The 17986-nt window shown below is 66.0% G+C and carries 17 protein-coding genes; 10 read left to right on the top strand and 7 right to left on the bottom strand.

Annotated features, from left to right (window positions below; all coding sequences use genetic code 11):
* Positions 1–63 precede the first annotated feature (63 nt).
* Positions 64–1008, top strand: a complete 945-nt coding sequence (locus OU994_RS14900; RefSeq protein WP_131146217.1) for an AraC family transcriptional regulator — start codon at positions 64–66, stop codon at positions 1006–1008.
* On the opposite strand, the gene OU994_RS14895 is transcribed toward OU994_RS14900, so the two are convergent.
* A complete protein-coding gene (locus OU994_RS14895; RefSeq protein ID WP_281611394.1) occupies positions 995–2938 on the bottom strand; it encodes a CocE/NonD family hydrolase in 1944 nt (647 codons plus the stop codon). The two genes, OU994_RS14900 and OU994_RS14895, sit on opposite strands and share 14 nt — an antisense overlap.
* 151 nt (positions 2939–3089) lie before the next feature.
* On the opposite strand from OU994_RS14895, the gene OU994_RS14890 reads away from it, so the two are divergent.
* The 3 genes from OU994_RS14890 to OU994_RS14880 all read left to right on the top strand — a co-directional run bounded on the left by OU994_RS14890 (position 3090) and on the right by OU994_RS14880 (position 5152).
* Positions 3090–3548, top strand: coding sequence for a YXWGXW repeat-containing protein (locus tag OU994_RS14890; RefSeq protein WP_281611393.1), 459 nt, complete (start codon positions 3090–3092; stop codon positions 3546–3548).
* Between the two features lie 217 nt (positions 3549–3765).
* Complete coding sequence (gene trpS / locus OU994_RS14885) at positions 3766–4842, top strand: tryptophan--tRNA ligase (RefSeq protein WP_131146220.1); 1077 nt, start codon at positions 3766–3768, stop codon at positions 4840–4842.
* A 10-nt stretch (positions 4843–4852) separates the two neighbouring features.
* On the top strand, positions 4853–5152 hold the full coding sequence (locus OU994_RS14880; protein WP_307731924.1) for a DUF1294 domain-containing protein: 300 nt from the start codon (positions 4853–4855) through the stop codon (positions 5150–5152).
* Positions 5153–5371: 219 nt separating this feature from the next.
* On the opposite strand, the gene OU994_RS14875 is transcribed toward OU994_RS14880, so the two are convergent.
* Positions 5372–6724: an erythromycin esterase family protein gene (locus OU994_RS14875; RefSeq protein WP_281611392.1), complete on the bottom strand. Its 1353-nt coding sequence runs from the start codon at positions 6722–6724 to the stop codon at positions 5372–5374.
* Between the two features lie 89 nt (positions 6725–6813).
* Between OU994_RS14875 and OU994_RS14870 the strand changes: the two genes are divergently transcribed.
* Complete coding sequence (locus tag OU994_RS14870) at positions 6814–7767, top strand: DMT family transporter (protein ID WP_281611391.1); 954 nt, start codon at positions 6814–6816, stop codon at positions 7765–7767.
* Here the strand turns inward: OU994_RS14870 and OU994_RS14865 are convergent, their stop codons facing one another.
* Together OU994_RS14865 and OU994_RS14860 are read right to left on the bottom strand one after the other, a co-directional pair.
* Positions 7768–8394: an FMN-binding negative transcriptional regulator gene (locus OU994_RS14865; protein WP_281611390.1), complete on the bottom strand. Its 627-nt coding sequence runs from the start codon at positions 8392–8394 to the stop codon at positions 7768–7770. It lies immediately after the preceding gene.
* Between the two features lie 133 nt (positions 8395–8527).
* Positions 8528–9136, bottom strand: coding sequence for an LON peptidase substrate-binding domain-containing protein (locus tag OU994_RS14860; RefSeq protein ID WP_281611389.1), 609 nt, complete (start codon positions 9134–9136; stop codon positions 8528–8530).
* Positions 9137–9331: 195 nt separating this feature from the next.
* On the opposite strand from OU994_RS14860, the gene OU994_RS14855 reads away from it, so the two are divergent.
* Positions 9332–9718 carry a VOC family protein gene (locus tag OU994_RS14855; RefSeq protein WP_281611388.1) on the top strand — a complete coding sequence of 129 codons (387 nt, stop codon included), beginning with the start codon at positions 9332–9334 and terminating at the stop codon, positions 9716–9718.
* A gap of 834 nt (positions 9719–10552) precedes the next feature.
* On the opposite strand, the gene OU994_RS14850 is transcribed toward OU994_RS14855, so the two are convergent.
* Positions 10553–10849, bottom strand: a complete 297-nt coding sequence (locus OU994_RS14850) for an H-NS family nucleoid-associated regulatory protein (RefSeq protein WP_131146226.1) — start codon at positions 10847–10849, stop codon at positions 10553–10555.
* Positions 10850–11303: 454 nt separating this feature from the next.
* On the opposite strand from OU994_RS14850, the gene OU994_RS14845 reads away from it, so the two are divergent.
* Positions 11304–11774: a cupin domain-containing protein gene (locus OU994_RS14845; RefSeq protein ID WP_281611387.1), complete on the top strand. Its 471-nt coding sequence runs from the start codon at positions 11304–11306 to the stop codon at positions 11772–11774.
* 47 nt (positions 11775–11821) lie between these two features.
* Here OU994_RS14845 and OU994_RS14840 read toward each other — a convergent pair whose 3' ends face one another.
* The gene (locus OU994_RS14840) at positions 11822–14041 is read right to left on the bottom strand and encodes a TonB-dependent siderophore receptor (protein WP_281611386.1); all 2220 of its coding nucleotides are present in this window, start codon (positions 14039–14041) and stop codon (positions 11822–11824) included.
* 204 nt (positions 14042–14245) lie between these two features.
* On the opposite strand from OU994_RS14840, the gene asd reads away from it, so the two are divergent.
* Complete coding sequence (asd, locus tag OU994_RS14835; RefSeq protein WP_131146229.1) at positions 14246–15094, top strand: archaetidylserine decarboxylase; 849 nt, start codon at positions 14246–14248, stop codon at positions 15092–15094.
* A gap of 272 nt (positions 15095–15366) precedes the next feature.
* Here asd and OU994_RS14830 read toward each other — a convergent pair whose 3' ends face one another.
* Complete coding sequence (locus tag OU994_RS14830; RefSeq protein WP_281611385.1) at positions 15367–16263, bottom strand: LysR family transcriptional regulator; 897 nt, start codon at positions 16261–16263, stop codon at positions 15367–15369.
* Between the two features lie 122 nt (positions 16264–16385).
* Here OU994_RS14830 and OU994_RS14825 point away from each other — a divergent pair, with 122 nt between their 5' ends.
* Both OU994_RS14825 and OU994_RS14820 read left to right on the top strand, forming a co-directional pair.
* Positions 16386–16982, top strand: coding sequence for an FMN-dependent NADH-azoreductase (locus OU994_RS14825; protein ID WP_281611384.1), 597 nt, complete (start codon positions 16386–16388; stop codon positions 16980–16982).
* A 28-nt stretch (positions 16983–17010) separates the two neighbouring features.
* Positions 17011–17895 (top strand): pirin family protein, encoded by an 885-nt coding sequence (locus OU994_RS14820; protein ID WP_281611383.1) that lies wholly within the window; start codon positions 17011–17013, stop codon positions 17893–17895.
* The last annotated feature ends 91 nt before the right edge of the window (positions 17896–17986 follow it).

The following is a 17986-nucleotide window of genomic DNA, read 5'->3' as shown; positions in this document are numbered from 1 at the left end:
GGATGCTGAAAACTATGTGGATGCCGAAAACAATATGGATGCCGAAAACAACCGGAGGTGGCGATGATGGTGTCGGAACGGCAGGCGCGGATGGTGGAACTGATGGGCGTGCTCGCGCCGGACGAGGGCTACACGCTGTGCGGCCTGCCGGGCGTGAAATTCATGCGCGCGAACTCGGTGCGCCCGCGCGGCAAGGCGCTGTACGAACCATGCATCGTCATCGTCTGCCAGGGCCACAAGCGCGGCTACCTGGGCGGCGAAGCGTTCGACTACCACGCCCAGCAGTTCCTGGTGCTGTCGGTGCCGCTGCCATTCGAGGGCGAGACGGTGCATGCCACCGTCGCCGAACCGCTGCTGGCGATCTCGATCCCGATCGACCTGCAGCTGGCGGCCGAACTGGCACTCGCCGTCGACGACGCACAAACGGGCGTCGCCCCGCCCGCCGCCCCGCGCGGCATGATGGCCTCGAAACTGGACGACGCGCTGGGCGACGCCGTGCTGCGCCTGCTGCACGCGCTGGTGTCCCCGGTGGAAACGCGCCTCCTCGGTCCCGGCATCCTGCGCGAGATCCTGTTCCGCGTGCTGACCGGCGAACAGGGTGGCGCGCTGCGCGCCGGCCTGGCCCACCAGACGCAGTTCGCCAAGATCGGCAAGGCGCTGCGGCGGATCCACGCCGACTACCACCGGCAGATCGACGTGGCGACGCTGGCGCGCGAGGCGGGCATGAGCCAGGCCGCATTCCACGCCGGCTTCAAGGCGGTGACGATGACGTCGCCGATCCAGTACCTGAAGACCACGCGGCTGCACAAGGCGCGCCTGCTGATGGTGCAGGATGGCGTGACCGCGGCCACCGCTTGCGGGCGGGTCGGCTATGAAAGCACCTCGCAATTCTCGCGCGAGTTCAAGCGCTTCTTCGGCCGCACGCCGGTCGAGGAAGCGCGCGAGATGCGCAGCCTGCTGGCCCAGGCGCCGGGCAGCCGCCCTTCCCCCTACGTCAGCGCGCCGTAGCGCCTGCCGCGGGCACGACCGGCAGCTCGATGGCGCTGGGCAGCGCCGGCGTGTGCCAGATGCGCTGCGTGGCCTTCATGTAGTCGCCCGGCTGGGCATGGAAGATGTTCGGCACGAAGCGCTGCGGATTGCGGTCGTACAGCGGGAACCAGCTGGACTGGATCTGCACCATCAGCCGGTGGCCGGGCCGGATCACGTGGTTCACGTTCGGCAGCGCGAACCGGTAGCGTTCCGGCTTGCCGGGCACGATGGCGGCAGGATTTTCCAGGCTGTCGCGGTAGCGGCCGCGGAAGATCTCCATCGCCACCGGCAGCTGGTAGCCACCCAGGCCGGGCTGCGACGGCACTTCGTCCGGATAGACGTCGATCACCTTCACGACCCAGTCGGCATCCGTGCCGGATGTCGACGCGAACAGGTTCACCACAGGCGCGCCGGACAGTTGCAGCGGCGCCGCCAGCGGTTCCGAAACATAGGCCAGCACGTCCGGCCGGTCGGCCACGAAGCGCTGGTCGCTGACCAGCCAGGGCCGCCATACGTCCGGATCGCCCATGCGCACCGGCCGCGGCACGAACGGTACGGGTTTCGCGGGATCGGCCACGTATTCGTCGAAGCCGGCGGCCTCGGACGCGCCATTCACCGGCACTGTAAACGACAGCCGGAAACCATCCTGCAGGTAGACCGCCTGCGTGGCGGCGGGACAGCCGGTGGCGCAGGCCAGCGGCCAGCCCTGCAGCCGCTGCCAGCGGTTGGTGCCCGTCTGGTACGACAGCACCGGCGGCGTGTCCGCCTTCGGCGCGCCATCCTTCAGGTGCTGGTCGAGGAACGGCTGCATCACGTCGCGCCGGAATTCCAGCGCGGTGTCGCCGTTGAATGCCAGCGCGCCCAGCGACGAGCCGTCGTAATTGACGCCGCTGTGCCGCCACGGCCCGACCACCAGGTAATTCAGGTCGTTGGCCTTGTCCTTCGGCTCCAGCGCGGCGTAGACGGCAAAGGCGCCGTAGCTGTCTTCCTGGTCCCACTGGCCCGTGACCGTCATGGTCGGCACCTTCAGCGGGCGCGCGCCGAGCAGCCGGTCCACCGCCTGGTGCTGCCAGTAGCTGTCGTAGGCCGGGTGTTCGAACAGTTTTTTCGTGTACGGCAGCTTGTCGAGGCCGAACTGGCGCGCGTAGCCGGCGGCCGAACCGGCGCGCAGGTGGCCTTCGTACTCGTCGTGGATGCCGGTGGCCAGCGCTTCGGCGCGGCCGCGCACGGTGGTCTGCGCATTGATGAAGGCCAGCGACGGCATGCGGAAGGCGCCATTGTGGAACCAGTCGTCGCCGCGCCAGCCGTCGACCATGGGGCTCATCGGCACGGCCGCCTTCAGCGCCGGGTGCGGATCGGCCAGCGCCATCAGCACCGTGAAGCCCTCGTACGACGACCCCAGCATGCCCACCTTGCCATTCGATTCCGGCAGGTTCTTCACCAGCCAGTCGATGGTGTCCCACGCGTCGGTGGCGTGATCGGTCTTCGTGCCGTTCAGCGGGCCGCGCAGCGGACGTGTCATCACGTAGTCGCCTTCCGAGCCATGCTTGCCGCGCACGTCCTGGAACACGCGGATGTAGCCCGCCTGGACCAGCGTGTCGTCGCCGTGCGGCAGCGTGGCCAGCATGCGCGGGCTCTTGTTGCGCTGCGCGCGGCCGAAGGCGTTGTACGGCGTGCGGGTCAGCAGCACCGGCGCCTGGCGTGCCCCCTTCGGCACGACGATCACAGTGAACAGTTTCACACCGTCGCGCATCGGGATCATCACCGTGCGCTTGGTGTAGTCGGCCTCCGGCACGGTCGCCACGAAGGCCTTGCCGATGTCGGGCGTCATCGGCGGTGTCTGCGCCAGCGCGCCGAACGTGATCAGGGACAAAAGCGGGAACAAGCCAGGGACAAGGCGGCGCTGCATCGGGTTCTCCAGGAAGACAGGACCCCGATGGTAGCGTGTGATTTCCTTGCAGGCAACGAAACGTTTGCTTACAGAGAAATTGGCAGCGGGCACACTGCTGTAACACCTTGCCGCCAGAATGAAGCCATACGTTCACCACAAGGAGTACATCATGAAGAAACTGCTGATTGCCGCCATGTTCGCCGCCTCGCTGGGTTCGGTCGCCGCACCCGCCATGGCCGCCACGGAAATCATCGTCGTGCGCAAGGCGCCACCGCCGCCCCGCCATGAAGCGATGCCCGCTGCCCGGCACGGCTATGTGTGGACGCCTGGTTACTGGAACTGGACCGGCCACCGCTACGCGTGGGTGCGCGGCAAGTACGTGAAGGCGCGCGCCGGCTACCACTGGTCGGCACCGAGCTGGCAGGAACGCGATGGCCGCTGGCAGTTCGCGCGCGGCGAGTGGCAGCGCGGCGACCGCGGCCGGGACAACGATCGCGATGGCTTGCCGAACCGGTACGACCGTGACCGCGACAACGATGGCGTCGCCAACCGCCGCGACCGCGACCGCGACAACGACGGCGTGCCGAACCGCCACGACGACCGCCCCGACAATCCGCGCCGCTACTGAGGCGGGACCGCCCGGCCTGTCTTGACAGGCCGGGTTGAACCTGCAACCATAGCGGGATGATTTTTTTCCAATCGCATCTGTCCGATACTTGCTGGTGGCGCCGCTCGATGCCGTGCGGCCCCCGTTTGAAGTGATGTGATTTCAATATGACGCCGCCTCTGCCAGGGTGGCGTTTTTCATGGCGCATCGTGGCAGGGGCCAACCCCGAAAGAAGCCAATGAGCCAGCCTGAAACCTCTGCAACGTCCACCGCATCTTCCGCCGAGACTTCGACCACGCCGTCTCCCGCTTCGGCCACGCCTGCCGTGATCCTCACCGGCGACCGCCCGACCGGCCCGCTGCACCTGGGCCACTATGTGGGCAGCCTGCGCAGCCGCGTCGGCTATCAGCACGACTACCAGCAGTTCATCATGCTGGCCGACTCGCAGGCGCTGACGGACAACATGGATGACATCGACAAGGTGCGCCGCAACGTCGTCGAAGTGGCGCTGGACTACCTGGCGGTCGGCATCGACCCGGCCAAGTCGACGATCCTGATCCAGTCGCAGATCCCGGAACTGGCCGAGCTGACGTTCTATTACCTGAACATGGTCACCGTGGCGCGCCTGGAGCGCAACCCCACGGTGAAGGCGGAAATCGTGCTGCGCGGCTTCGAGCGCGACATTCCGGCCGGCTTCCTCACCTATCCTGCCTCGCAGGCCGCCGACATCTCGGCGTTCAAGGCGTCGATCGTGCCGGTCGGCGAAGACCAGATCCCGATGATCGAGCAGACCAACGAGATCGTGCGCCGCTTCAACCGGATCGCCAACCGCGACATCCTCGTCGAGTGCAAGGCGCTGGTGCCGGAAATCGGCCGCCTGCCGGGCATCGACGGCAAGGCGAAGATGAGCAAGTCGCTGGGCAACACGATCAACCTGGGCGCCTCGGCCGACGAGATCACCGCCGCCGTCAAGAAGGTCTACACCGATCCGCTGCACCTGCGCGTGCAGGACCCGGGCCACCTGGAAGGCAACGTAGCCTTCATCTACCTGGACGCGTTCGACACCGACAAGGCGGCGCTGGAAGAAATGAAGGCGCACTATGTGCGCGGCGGCCTGGGCGATTCGATCGTCAAGAAACGCCTGGAAGCCGTGCTGCAGGAAATGCTGGCGCCGATCCGCGCCCGCCGCGAAGAGTTCGCGAAGGACAAGGGCCAGGTCATGCAGATGCTCAAGGAAGGCACCGCGCGCGCCCGCGAAGTGGCGGCGAAGACCGCCGACGAAGTGAAGGCCGCGCTGGGCCTGAACTACTTCTGATCGCGCGCTCCTGAACACGGCCCCCGCCATCGCGCTGGCCGGCTGGTATGCGCTGGCCAGCCTGGCCACCTTCATCGCCTACGCCATCGACAAGCGCGCCGCCCGCCTGGGCCGGCGCCGCACGCCCGAGCGCACGCTGCTGCTGCTCGGGCTGGCCGGCGGCTGGCCCGGCGCCCTGCTGGCGCAGCGGCTGGTGCGGCACAAGTCGTCGAAGGCGGCGTTCCTGGCGAAGCACTGGTGGACCGTCGCGCTCAACGTCGCTATTGTCGTGGCGCTTTCGCTGCTGAACAGCGGCGCGGCGGGGAGTTAGAACGACTCCTTCTTCCAGGCGGCGTTTCGGTTGGAAAACCGATATCTGACCTTCATGCCGCTTCGGCAAGCGTTATCCGACACATTGGATGCGCATTCATTCACCCCAACAGCGAAGGGCTGGGGTCAGACCCAGCGGGTCTGACCCCGGAATTTGCATCTGGGTTGGCCTTGATGTATCGGACGGTTTTCCGCCGATGTATCTCCCCACCTACTTGACCTACAACCCGCTCGGATACGTCTCCGGCACCTCGTCCTGTTTCCACAATGCCGACCGCTCCAGCGGCCGCAGCGCGGTGCTGCGGTCGACGTGCACCAGCGCGTCGAATTGCCTGGCCGCGTCGGCATGGAAGTAATGGCTGTAGCGCTCCGTATCGGGGCGATAGATCACGCCGATTGCCCGTTCCAGGTAGCGCGACGGCAGGCGCGCCAGCATGCTGTCGTGGCCGCGGATCGGCAGCAGGAATTGCGGCAGGCCGGTGGCGATCGCCGTTTCATGCATCAGGCGCTCCACGCTGTCCGGGCGCGATGGCACCACCGGCTTCAGTTCCGCCGGGCCATCCCAGTCGGTGGCCGCCGTCACCGTACCGGTGTGGGTCGTGAAGCCGAGCAGGAAGATGTCGTCGGGGCGGTAGCGTTCGCGCACCAGCTGGCCCAGGTTCAGCTGGCCGTGCTCGCCCATCTCGGTGGCGCGGGCATCGCCCAGGTGCGAGTTATGTGCCCACACGACGATCTTGCCCGGCCGCCCGGTGCGCTGGCTGATATGCTCGCGCAGCGCTTCCAGCGTTTCGGCCATGTGCGAATCGCGCACGTTCCACGACTCGTCGCGGCTCTGGAACATCGAGCGGTAATAGGTTTCCGCGTTGCGCGCCACGCGCGCATTCTGCTGCGCGTAAAACAGTTCGTCCGGCACCTGCCCGCCCGTCTCCCGCACGTGCAGGCTGGCCTGGCGCGTCAGTTCGACCAGCTGGCGCATCACTTCCTGCTCGCAGTGCGGCTTCATGCCAAACGTGGTGGCATAGCCGTACTGCTGCGGGTCTTCGGCCATGTGGTCGATGCAGCCATAGCGCTGGCGGGCGCGCTCGGCCGCTTCCGGGTCTTCCTCGTCCAGGTAGGCGATCACGGCGTGCATCGACTGGCGCAGGCTGTACAGATCGAGCCCGTAGAAACCCACGCGCCGCACGCTGCTCGCCACGTGCGCGTTATGCAGGCGCAGCCAGTTCACGAGGTCGACGATTTCATGGTTGCGCCACATCCATTGCGGAAAGCGCTGGAAGCCGGCCAGCGCACCCTCGGCGGTCATGTCGTCGCCGCCGTGCTGCACATAGCGCGACACGCGCAGCGCGTCCGGCCAGTCCGCCTCGACGGCGATGGCGTCGAAGCCCTTTTCCACGATCAGCCGCTTGCTGATTTCCGCGCGCAGGCGGTAGAACTCGCGCGTGCCATGGGTGGCCTCGCCGAGCAGCACGATCGATGCGTCGCCGATCGATTCGAGCAGGTAGTCGAAATCCTCCGCGGCCGAGAGGGGCCGCGCTTCGCCTTGCAAGGCTTGGATGATTTTCTTGTCGGTCATGATGGTCTCCTGCGGTACTGGAAGCTGACCTGGCCACCTTATCGCACTCTGTGCGACACTGTCGCAGCGTAAAAAACAGGAAACAATGGATGTGGATCGGTGTGCTGTGCGCCCTGCTGGCGGGCGCGATGTGGGGCATGGTGTTCATCGCGCCGGCGCTGCTGGCGGCGTTCTCGCCGCTGGAACTGGCCCTGGGCCGCTACATGGCATATGGCGCGATGGCGTTCGCGCTGCTGCTGCCCAAGCTTTCCGGGCTCGCGCACCGGCTCGACCGCAACGATTGCGCGGCGCTGCTGCGGCATGCGCTGGCCGGGAACATCGTCTACTACATGCTGCTGGCCACCGGCGTGAAGCTGGCCGGCGTGGCGCCCACCTCGCTGATCATCGGCCTGCTGCCGATCACCGTCACGCTGCTGGGGCGGCACGATCATGGCGCCGTGCCGCTGGCCCGGCTGGCCCTGCCGCTGGCCGTGGTGGCGGCCGGCATCGCCTGCATCAATGTCGATGTCTTCACCCATGCGCACGCTGCCGGGCGCCCGCCGTGGCAAACGGCCGCCGGACTGGCCTGCGCGGCCGGCGCCCTGCTGTGCTGGAGCTGGTATACCGTCGACAATGCGCGCTACCTGAAGGCCAACGCGCATTTCAGCAGTGCCGAATGGTCGGCGCTGTACGGCCTGTCGACCGGCATCATCGCGCTTGCCATTGCCCTCCCGGCGTTCCTGCTGCATGAGGGCGACGTGACCGGCGCGGCCGGCGCCGCCAGCGGGCGCGATTGGGGATTGTTCTGGACCTGTAATGCCTTGCTGGCGCTGGGCGCCTCGGTGATCGGCAACCAGCTGTGGAACATCGCCAGCCGGCGCGTGCCTGTCACGCTGTCCGGCCAGCTGATCCTGTTCGAGACGCTGTTCGCGCTGCTGTATGGATTCCTCTATCGGCAGGCCTGGCCGCGGCCGCTGGAGATGACCGCCATCGTGCTGCTGGCGGTCGGCGTGATGTGGTCGGTGCGCCTGCACGCGGCCGAGGAAACCATCACGCCGCCGTAGCTACTGCCCGCCGAGGCCACGCACCAGATCCGCCATGGCGGGGGCGCGTTCGGCCAGTCCGTCCGCCACGCCGGCCCGGTCGGCGGCGCTGCGGTTCTGGCTGATCTTCCACTTCGCCGCGATGTGCGCGATCGGGATTTCGATGCCGACCACGGCGCGCGTCAGCGCGGCCACGAAATCGGCCGGCGCATCGTCGAGGCTCCATGGCCGCGCCATCGCGCCTTCCTGCCCGGCGGTCAGGTCGCGCATCTGGCGCTGCAGCCACGCCCCGTCATCCGTCACGCGCGCGGTGCCGCGCACCTGCACCATCGTGTAGTTCCAGGTGGGCACCACCTTGTGCGTCTCGGCCTTGCTGGCATACCAGCCCGGGCTCACGTACGCCTGCGGGCCCTGGAACAGCAGCAGGCATTCGGCGCCCTGCTCCAGTTCGCGCCACAGCGGATTGGCGCGCGCCACGTGGGCGCGCAGCACGCCGCGGGCGCCTTCGTCGGGATACAGGATGAACGGCACGAAGTCGGCGGTCAGCTCCATGCTGCCGGCCACGATCAGCGTGGCCAGCGGATGGGCGCGGATCAGCGCATGCTGGACGGCAAGGCGGTCTTCGGCGAACGAGGCGGGGTTGTACACGGTGGCGGACTCCTAGAGGTGTCCCGCCAGTGTAGCGGCGCGCCTGGCTCCCTCACAGGGCCACGCGGCGGCGCCACGGTGGGGCCACGGCGTTGCCTGGCGGCGAACCGGCGCCGGGTGGGGACCGGAGCGGTCAGTCCATGTAGCCGCTGTCGGCCAGCGCATCCTGCACCAGCTCGATCCGCAGCACGGGATTGTCCTGGGCCAGCAGCAGCTGTTTTTGCGGCAGCTCGAGATCGAGCAGTTCGCACCAGCGGTTGGCCACCCAGCCGCTCTCGTCGAGCCGGTACGGTGGCCCCATCGGCATCTGCGCCGGCGTCACGCCGCGCTGTTGCAGCGAACGGATCAGCGACCCCAGCGCGTTTGCCACGTCCTGCTGCTCGGCCGGCACGGGCACGGCCATGTCGTCCGGCAGGCGTTCGATGTCGGCCATCCACAAGCCGTGCTTGAGCTGTTCGGTGGCCAGCACGCGGAAGCGCTGCGTGCCGAGGCAGGTGATGTGCATCAGCGCGGGCAATGGCGCCGTCCAGTCGACGACGCGCGCCAGCGTGCCGATCGGCGCCAGCGTCTCATGCTGGCCCGGCTTGCGCACCTCTTCCCCTTCGGCCAGCGCCACCACGCCGAACTCCTCCGATCCGGCGATACAGCGCTTGATCATGTCGAGATAGCGCACCTCGAACACCTGCAGGGCAAGGCGGCCATCCGGAAACAATACCGTATTAAGGGGAAATAATGGAATCATGCGGCATCTTTGCATACATCGGGCCGGTACGGCGCTCACCTGGCATCCATGGGTCAACGCCTGTTACATGCAGGATTACGCGCAGGATTACGCGCGCAGCCTTACCCGGGCAAGCCCCGGCGCCGCCGCCCGGTCAACGGCGCGCTGCCACGGCCGCGGGCGCGCTACCCTGCCGGGATCGACCAAGGAGGCACCATGCTGGCAAATACCGAAATGATGGCCACGATCGCGGTGCGCGATCTCGCGGCGGCGCGCGCATTCTACGGCGACGTGCTGGGATTGCAGGAAAACCCTGTCGGCGACGCAGCGGACGGCGAGGTGCTGTCTTATCTGAGCGGCAGTTCGCGGCTCATGGTGTACCGCTCGGAATTTGCCGGCACCAACCAGGCCACCGCGGCGACCTGGACAGTTGGGGACGAGATCGAGGAAATCGTCGCGGCACTGAAGGCGAAAGGCGTGGCATTCGTGCATTACGAGATGCCCGGCTTGCGACTGGAGGGGGATATCCATGTCGGCGAACAGATGAAGGTCGCGTGGTTGAAAGACCCCGACGGTAATATCCTGAGTATCGCCGGCACCTGAATCAGGGCGACATGCCGCCACGCGCTTTATCGCGCTTCACCACACTTTATCTCGGCGCCCGCCTGCTTTAGCGCCTGGTCCGCTTGTGCGCCCTGGCGGCGTGCGATGATCGGCGGCGTCCGCCACACAATGCGCGCATGATGAGCGCGCGGCGCTCGCCCAATAACAGGCATTGCTTCGAATAATGAAGGGGTTGCGCCGGCATTGCGCAGCGATTGTGTTGGCATTGCGTTGGCATTGCGTTGGCATTTCGTCGGCATTGCGCCACTAAAAGCTTGTCGAAATGCGCCGAAAATGGCGGGGAAAACGCTGCCGATACGGGCGGGCGAATGCGCGTGTCAGCCTGTACAGACCAGCCAACGTACCGCACGGGCGCGGACAGGACAATACGCCACGCCGGCTGGATTATTTCCGGCTATCGCCGCGCGGCATCGCACGCGGCAACTGCGGGCTCGCCATCAGCATGTGGACGAAACATTGCCGGGCTGGTTCGCCAGGCTGATTCGACAATCTGATTCGCCCGGCCGATTCACCAGGCCGTTTCGCCAGCCCGATTCAGCAACCGGTTGTTCGACTGCCCTCAACAAACTCGACAAGTTGCCGAACCGGTTCTTGAACCAGTGTCGAATCAGCGCTTCAACGAATTCCCGAACGGTTCTCGCCAGCCGATCCGCCCGGACCGGCGCGGTACCGGGCATTGCAACAGCGCCGCGGGGGCACTGATTGCCGCCGGGCTCGCTTATGGGCTGGCTTACGGGCTCGGAGAATATCGGCGCACCGGTCCGCGGCATCAGCCGCGCAGGCACTACCGAATGACCGGCCCCGCCATCGGTATTATTGCTTGATCAGGAAATCTTCCTTCTTGCGGCCATCCAGCCATTTCGGTGCACGGCCGCGGCCGGTCCAGGTCTGGCCGGTTGCATCGTCACGGTATTTCATCGGCACCGGTGCGCGCGGCTTGACGGGCTTTGCCGTCTTGACGGCAGGGCCCAGGTCGGCCAGCGTCAGGTTATGTTCACGCATGATCGTGGCAATGCGCTCCTTCGCTTCGGAGATCTCGTTCCGACGGGCCAATTCAGCCTGCTTCTGCAATTCAGCGATCTTGGCCTGGTATTCCTGGTAAGTCGTCATCTCAAATCCTTTGTAAGTGAAAATGCGCGTGAATGAGCGCGCATGTAAGAGTACACATCCAGAGTACACATCCAGAGTGCACATCAAGGGTGCCCATCAAGAGTGCCCACGGGGATTGCCCCATGGAGATTGCCTGTGAAACCTGCGCACATAAGTCCGTACCTATGTCCGTACATATGAACGCACATATGGACGCAGATATGGACACACATAAGCACGTTCATAAGGGCGCACACAACTACGCACACAACTACGCACGCAAGTGCACACGAAGACTGCACATAAGATCGCACATAAGTACGTGCAAAAGTGCGCGTGACAATCTGTGAGAATTCAATGTTCCGTCAATTTACCATAAGACCGCAGCCGCTTTCCACATATATTCACACTGATGCACACTAAATGTCGTGTAAACTTACGCGAGAATAAAAACCACATACTTTAACTCACTGCCATGAATACCATTCCACTGGCTATCAATGCGCCGGACGCGGCGCCGCGCACCAGGCCATCATTGCTGCCATCGCCGTTCGCTGAAATGACTGCCGGCCGCGTCAAGCAGCCGCTCGGCGATATATTCGGACTCGGGAATTTCGGCGTGAACCGTTGCACGCTGGCGCCGGGGAGTATCTCCGCACTGCTGCACCGGCATACCACGCAGGATGAATTCATTTATCTGCTCGCCGGCGAAGCGGTACTGGTTACCGATGAAGGGGAAATGGTACTGACGCCGGGCATGTGCGCCGGGTTCAAGGCGGGCGGCCGCGCGCACCGGCTGGAAAACCGTTCAACGGCCGAGGCGGTATTCCTGGAGATCGGCGACCGTTCAGCGGGCGATACGGCGATTTATCCGCGCGACGACGTGGCTGCCGTATTCGAGCATGGCAACTGGCGCTTCACGCACAAGGATGGTTCGCCGTATTGAAACGGCGATCGTCAGCGGAGCCCGGTCCACGGACTCCGCCGCGGGATTCAGAAGCGCATTTCCAGCGTTGCCCGGCCCTGCGCATAGCCGGGATAGATACTGGTGCGGCGCAGCGTGCCGTTGTCGTCGAGGTAAGCCGAATCGCCCACCGAATCCTGGCCGAGCACGTTTGAAACGGCCACGCGCAGCTGGTATTGCGGGTTGAACTTCCACAGTGCATAGACGTCGAGGTCGCGCCGCACGCTCTGGTAGCCGGTCTGGTTGACGTCGATGCGCACCGGCCCGCCATCGCGGAAGGCGAAGCTGGCGCCCGTGGTCAGCTTGCCGTCGCGCGAGCGGTAGTCGGCGCCGAACGTGGCCGACAGCGGCGTCTGCTGGTCGAGGCGGTTGTCCGGCCCCGGCACGACGTCCACCCGCGACCAGTTGCGCGCCACGCTGGCACGCAGGTCCACGCCGGGCGCGTCGTCGAGCACGGCGGCCAGCGGGAACTTGGCCTCCAGCTCGATGCTGCGCGTGACGGCGTTGCCGTCGTTGACGGGCGTGGCGATCCACCGGCCGTTTTCCAGGAACAGGCCCTGCCGCGTGTAGCCGCTGATGCGCCGCATCGATGCGGCCGCCGACAGCAGCGCGTTGTCGCCCCAGTAGTGCTCGTACGATGCGTCGATGCCGGATGCCAGCTCCGGCTGCAGGTCCGGATTGCCCCGGCGGTCCGGCTCGGTCTGGCTATTGTTGGTGGACGTAAACCGGCGCGGCACCAGGTTGTTCGGGCTCGGCGCCTTGTAGGTGCGGGTCAGCGCCAGGCGCACCTGGTCGCGGCTGTCCGGCAGCTTGTACAGTGTTTGCGCGAGCGGACTCCACACGCTGTTGGTCTGGCTGACCGTGTCGAAACTGTCGCCGTCGCTGGTGGTCTCGATGCCTTCCCAGCGCAGGCCGGCATAGACCGACCAGCGCGGCGTGAGGTTCCATTCATCCTGCGCGTACAGCGCGAGCCGCGTGACTTTCGCCTCGTAGCCCTCGTCCGAATCGACCGGGACATAGCCCGGCAGGTCGGCCTCGTCCTCGTTGCGGGTATCGTCGCGCAGCGTCACGCCGGCATCCCAGCCCATCGACAGCGCGTGATCTTCCAGCCATGGCGCCGAATACTTGCCCTGCGTGGAAAAGCCCCGTTCGGTCGTCTCGCTGAGCACGGTCGCATCGCGCCCCAGCGCGGCGGCGCGATAGTCGAGCTCGTGCCACTCCCCTTCCGAGCGCATGCCGCTGATGCCGGCCTTGGCATCGAGCTTGCCGCCCTCGCCCAGCCTTTTCACCCAGTTCAGGTCGGTGCGGGCGAACAGGCTGCGGTTGAAGTTGTACATGTCGCGCACGTCGAAACGGGGTGGCGTGCCCAGCTCGGTCTCAATTTCCTGGTAGCCGTGGTAGCGGTTGCGGTTGAAGTTGACGAAGGTTTGCGAGGTCAGCGTGTCGCCGCCGCCCAGGGCCCAGTTGAGGCGCGGGGCCAGGTTCAGGCCTTCCCAGCGGCCGCCATCCTGCTGGCGGGTATGGCGCACCATGCGCAACTGGCCGGCCGGATCGACCTGCGTCTCCTCCACCGGCGACACGCGGTCATAGGTGCCGCGCCAGAAGTTGCCGCTCAGCGAATAGGACAGCGCGCCATCCCTGTCGGACACTTGCAGGCTGCCGCTCGGGCTGTTCTGGTCCGCGCTTTTCGCCGCGCTGAGCTTGAGCTCGCGCTGGGCCGTCTTTACCGCGCGCTTCAGCACGATATTGATGGTGCCGGCGATCGACTGGGTGGAAAACTCGGCGCTGGCGGCGCGCACGATCTCGATCCGCTCGATCACGTCCGGCGACAGCGTGTCGATCGAAAACCCGGCCGGCGCCCGTTCGCCGTTGAGCAGGATCTGCGTATAGCCGCTGCCCAGGCCGCGCATGCGGATATCGCCGCCGCCCCGGCCGGAACCGCCGACCGTCACGCCGGGAATGCGCTTGAAGACATCGGTAATGGCCGTATCGCCATAGCGTTTGATTTCTTCATCGGATACCACGACCTTGCTGGCGGTATCGTCGCGGCGCGGATCGTAAGCCGCCGCGGATCCCTTGATTTCCACTTTCTGCATGGGCTCTTCCGGCTTGGCCGCTTCGCCTTGCGTGCGCTGTTCTGCGGCTTCCGGCAAGGTCTGCAGACGATCGGCAAAGGCGGGCAATGAAGCCAGGATGGCCGCCGTCAGCGCAGCGAGCCTGAATGGGAGAAGGGAATGGGACGAACGCATGGGAAAACGTTTTAGTAGGGTGAATGAACGGGCGAATGAACGAAAGAATGAGCATAATCGCGCTTTGGTAGCGCTATTTTGCCGGAGTTTCCATCGTATGGGTTACCCTGGAAGAAATATTTCCGGATCATTCCCGCGCCATTGCCCGGGCATGCGCGGCTATAATGCGCGCTGATCCCATCCGCATTCCAGGAAATCGATATCGTGTCCGACCGCCTCGCCGTCCTCCCGCAATACCTGCTCCCGAAAGGGGCATTGACCAATTTCGCCGGCCGCGTGGCCGGTGCGAAAGGCGGCGCGATGACGACGCGGCTGATTCGGTGGTTCGTCGGTAAATACGATGTGAATATGGCCGAGGCGGAAAACTCCGATATCGCCAGCTATCACAGCTTCAATGAATTCTTTACGCGCGCATTGAAGCCGGGTGTGCGGCCGATCGCGGACGCGCCATTCGTGTGCCCCGTCGATGGCCGCATCAGCCAGTTCGGCGCGATCGAGGACGACCAGATCTTCCAGGCCAAGGGCCACAGTTTCACCACCACGGCGCTGGTCGGCGGCGACCGCGCGCTGGCCGACCTGTTCCAGCACGGCAGCTTTGCCAACCTGTACCTGTCGCCGCGCGATTACCACCGCATCCACATGCCGTGCGACGGCAAGCTGACGCGCATGATCTACATCCCGGGCAGCCTGTTCTCCGTGAACCCCACCACCGCGCGCGGCATCCCCGGCCTGTTCGCCCGCAACGAGCGCGTGGTCTGCGTGTTCGACACGGCGCACGGCCCGTTCGTGATGACGCTGGTGGGCGCGACGATCGTCGGCAGCATGGCCACCGTGTGGCATGGCGTCGTCAATCCGCCGCGCCAGGCGGAGATCCGCGAATGGACTTACCTGGACCAGCACATCCTGCTGCGGAAAGGCGCGGAACTGGGCCGCTTCCTGCTCGGCTCTACCGTCGTCATGCTGTTCCCCAAGGACACCCTGGCCTTCAACCCCGCCTGGCAACCGGCCGGCGCCGTGCGGCTGGGCGAACCGATGGCCACCCTGCCCACCTGACTTTCGCGGCCGCCACTCCGGCGGCCCGCCCCCTCTGCAACGTTCCCCGAAAAACGGTGACAGTCACCATTTATCCGGAAATGTTTCTGCAAAAACGGTGACAGTCACCATTTTCTTGGAAATGTTTCCGCAATAACGGGGACAGGCTCCGATTCTTCCGGAAGAGCGGTCACGGGCCGCAGCAGTGGCAGAACGGCCGGTCCTGCAGCGTTTGCTGAAAAATGGTGCCTGTCACCGTTTTTTTAGAAACGTTTCCTGGAAAATGGTGCCTGTCACCGTTTTTCGTAGTGCGCTTCCAGCATGTCGAGGAAGGCACGGGTCTTGGCGGGCATCAGCCGGCGGCCGGGAAACACGGCGTAGCCCGTCACGGCCGGGAAAGCCCACTCGGGCAATACCTTCACCAGCGCGCCGGCGGCCACCAGCGGCGCGGCATAGCGGTCGGTACAGCTGGCGATGCCGGCGCCGGCCGCGGCCAGCCGGGCCAGCAATTCCGGCGAGTTGCCGGTCATGCGCACCGGCACTTCCCGCTCCCACTGCGCCTTGCCCCGCAACAGCCGCCACAGCGCCATGCCGGAAGCGGTGCGCGACAGCCCCAGCAGGTCGTGCCGGAACAGCTCGTCCGGATGCGAGGGCAAGCCGCGCAGCACCGTGTACGACGGCGACGCGTATAGCGACCAGGTGCTGAGCACCACGGGCCGGGCGGCCAGGGTGGCGTCGTCCGGCAGCTCGCCCATGCGCACGGCGAGATCGAAGCCTTCGGCCACCAGGTCGACGCGCCGGGGCGACAGATCGAACTGCAGCGAAATCGCCGGGTACTTCGCCATGAACGCCGGCAGCAGGCTGCCCATCGCTTCATTGGCGAAGTCGGCCGGCATCGACACTTTCAGCAAGCCGTTCGGCGCACCCTGCCGGTGCTGCGCCAGCGCACCCGCCGCCGCCGTTTCTTCCGCCACCTTGCGCGCATGCTCGAGCAGGCTCGTGCCGAATTCGGTCAGCACGAGCCGGCGCGTGGTGCGCTGGAGCAGGCGTTCGCCCAGGCGCGCTTCCAGCAGCGACAGCCGGCGCGACACGGTCGATTTCGGCATGCCGGTCCGCTCGGCCGCCTGGCTGAAGCTGCCCGTTTCGACGATGCGCGCGAACAGCAGCAGGTCGCCCGGATCAATGTCCATGGAGGTCGATCATGATTGTTCCACTGGTGGATGAATGTTATCCATTTTACCGGCTTTATCGCCACGGATGGAACGCGTAAAGTTCACCCATCGCAGCAATCAACCCAATAAAGGAGCACACGATGAACATCCTGCAAATCAATTCCAGCGCCCGCAGCAACGGTTCCGAATCCACCCGCCTGGCCGACGCGATCGTCGCCCGGCTGGCGGCCGAAGGCAACGCCGACATCGTGCGCCGCGACCTGGCCGCCGACCCGCACCCGGTACTGGACGAAGCCGCGCTGCAGGCGCTGTTCACGCCGGCCGACCAGCGTACGCCGGCACAAGCGGCCCGCGTGGCGCTGGATGACGCGCTGATCGCCCAGGCACAGGCGGCCGACGTGATCGTGATCGGCGCGCCGATGTACAACTTCGGCATCACCGTGCAACTGAAAAGCTGGTTCGACGCCATCGCCCGCGCCGGCGTGACGTTCAAGTATGGCCCTACCGGCCCGGTCGGCCTGTTGACGGGCAAGAAGGTGTACGTGGCGGTGACGCGCGGCGGCCTGCACAAGGATGCGCCGTCGGATACCCAGCTGCCGCACCTGAGGACCTTCCTGGCCTTCGTGGGATTGACCGATGTTCAGTTCGTGTTTTCGGAAGGCCATGGCCTCGGTGCCGACGCCGTGGCGCGGGCCCGCGCCGACGCGGAAGACCAGATCAACGCCGTGCTCGCGTAATGCGGCCGACTGACACCAGGAGAACACCATGAGCAAGATCGCAGACACCGTCAGCCGTCCACGCAGCGTCGAACGCGTGATCCAGGGCCAGGCCGTCATGGATGGCGCCGGCGTGAAGATCAACCGCGTGCTGACGCAGCCGCTGCAGCGCCGCCTGGACCCGTTCCTGATGCTGGACAATTTCGGCTCGGAAGAAGCCAGCGACTACCTGGCCGGCTTCCCCGACCACCCGCACCGCGGCTTCGAGACGGTGACGTACATGCTGGAAGGCCGCATGCGCCACCGCGACAGCGCCGGCAACGAAGGCTTGCTGGAGAATGGCGGCGTGCAGTGGATGACGGCCGGCCGCGGCGTGATCCACTCCGAAATGCCGGAGCAGGAAGCAGGCTTGATGGAAGGCTTCCAGCTGTGGCTGAACCTGCCCGCGAAGGACAAGCTGATGCAGCCCTGGTACCGGGACTTCAAGGCGGCCGAGATCCCCGCGTTCACGACGCCGGAAGGCGCCACGGTGCGCGTGATCGCCGGGACCAGCCACGGCGTGACCGGCGCCGTGACGCGCGACGTGACGGAACCGCTCTACCTGGATGTCGAACTGCCGGCGGGCACCACGTTCAGCCAGCGGCTGCCGGCAGGCCACAATGCCTTCCTGTACCCGTACCGCGGCAGCGTGACGGTGGCCGGCAAGGCGGTGGCGGAACGCAGCATGGCGATCCTGGCGAACGACGCGGAGGCCGACGGCGTGACAGTCACGGCGACCGCGGCGGCGCGCTTCATCCTGATCGCCGGCCGGCCGCTGAACGAGCCCATCGCCCAGTACGGACCGTTCGTGATGAACACGCAGCAGGAAATCCACCAGGCGGTGCAGGACTTCCGCGCCGGCCTGCTGGGCGAGGAAGCGCACGGCGCCCGCTGAGGTACTGACTCGCTGGCGCGGCAACTCAGCGGCCCGGCAACCCGGCGGCTCGGCGCAATACTGGCTCGACCGCTCGGCGGCCGGCGGCTCG

Origin of the sequence: Pseudoduganella sp. SL102 (assembly GCF_027856995.1) — a bacterium.
Classification (GTDB): domain Bacteria; phylum Pseudomonadota; class Gammaproteobacteria; order Burkholderiales; family Burkholderiaceae_D; genus Rugamonas; species Rugamonas albidiflava.
The sequence above is the reverse complement of the archived record's forward strand: the minus strand, read 5'-3'. Positions and strand labels throughout refer to the sequence as shown.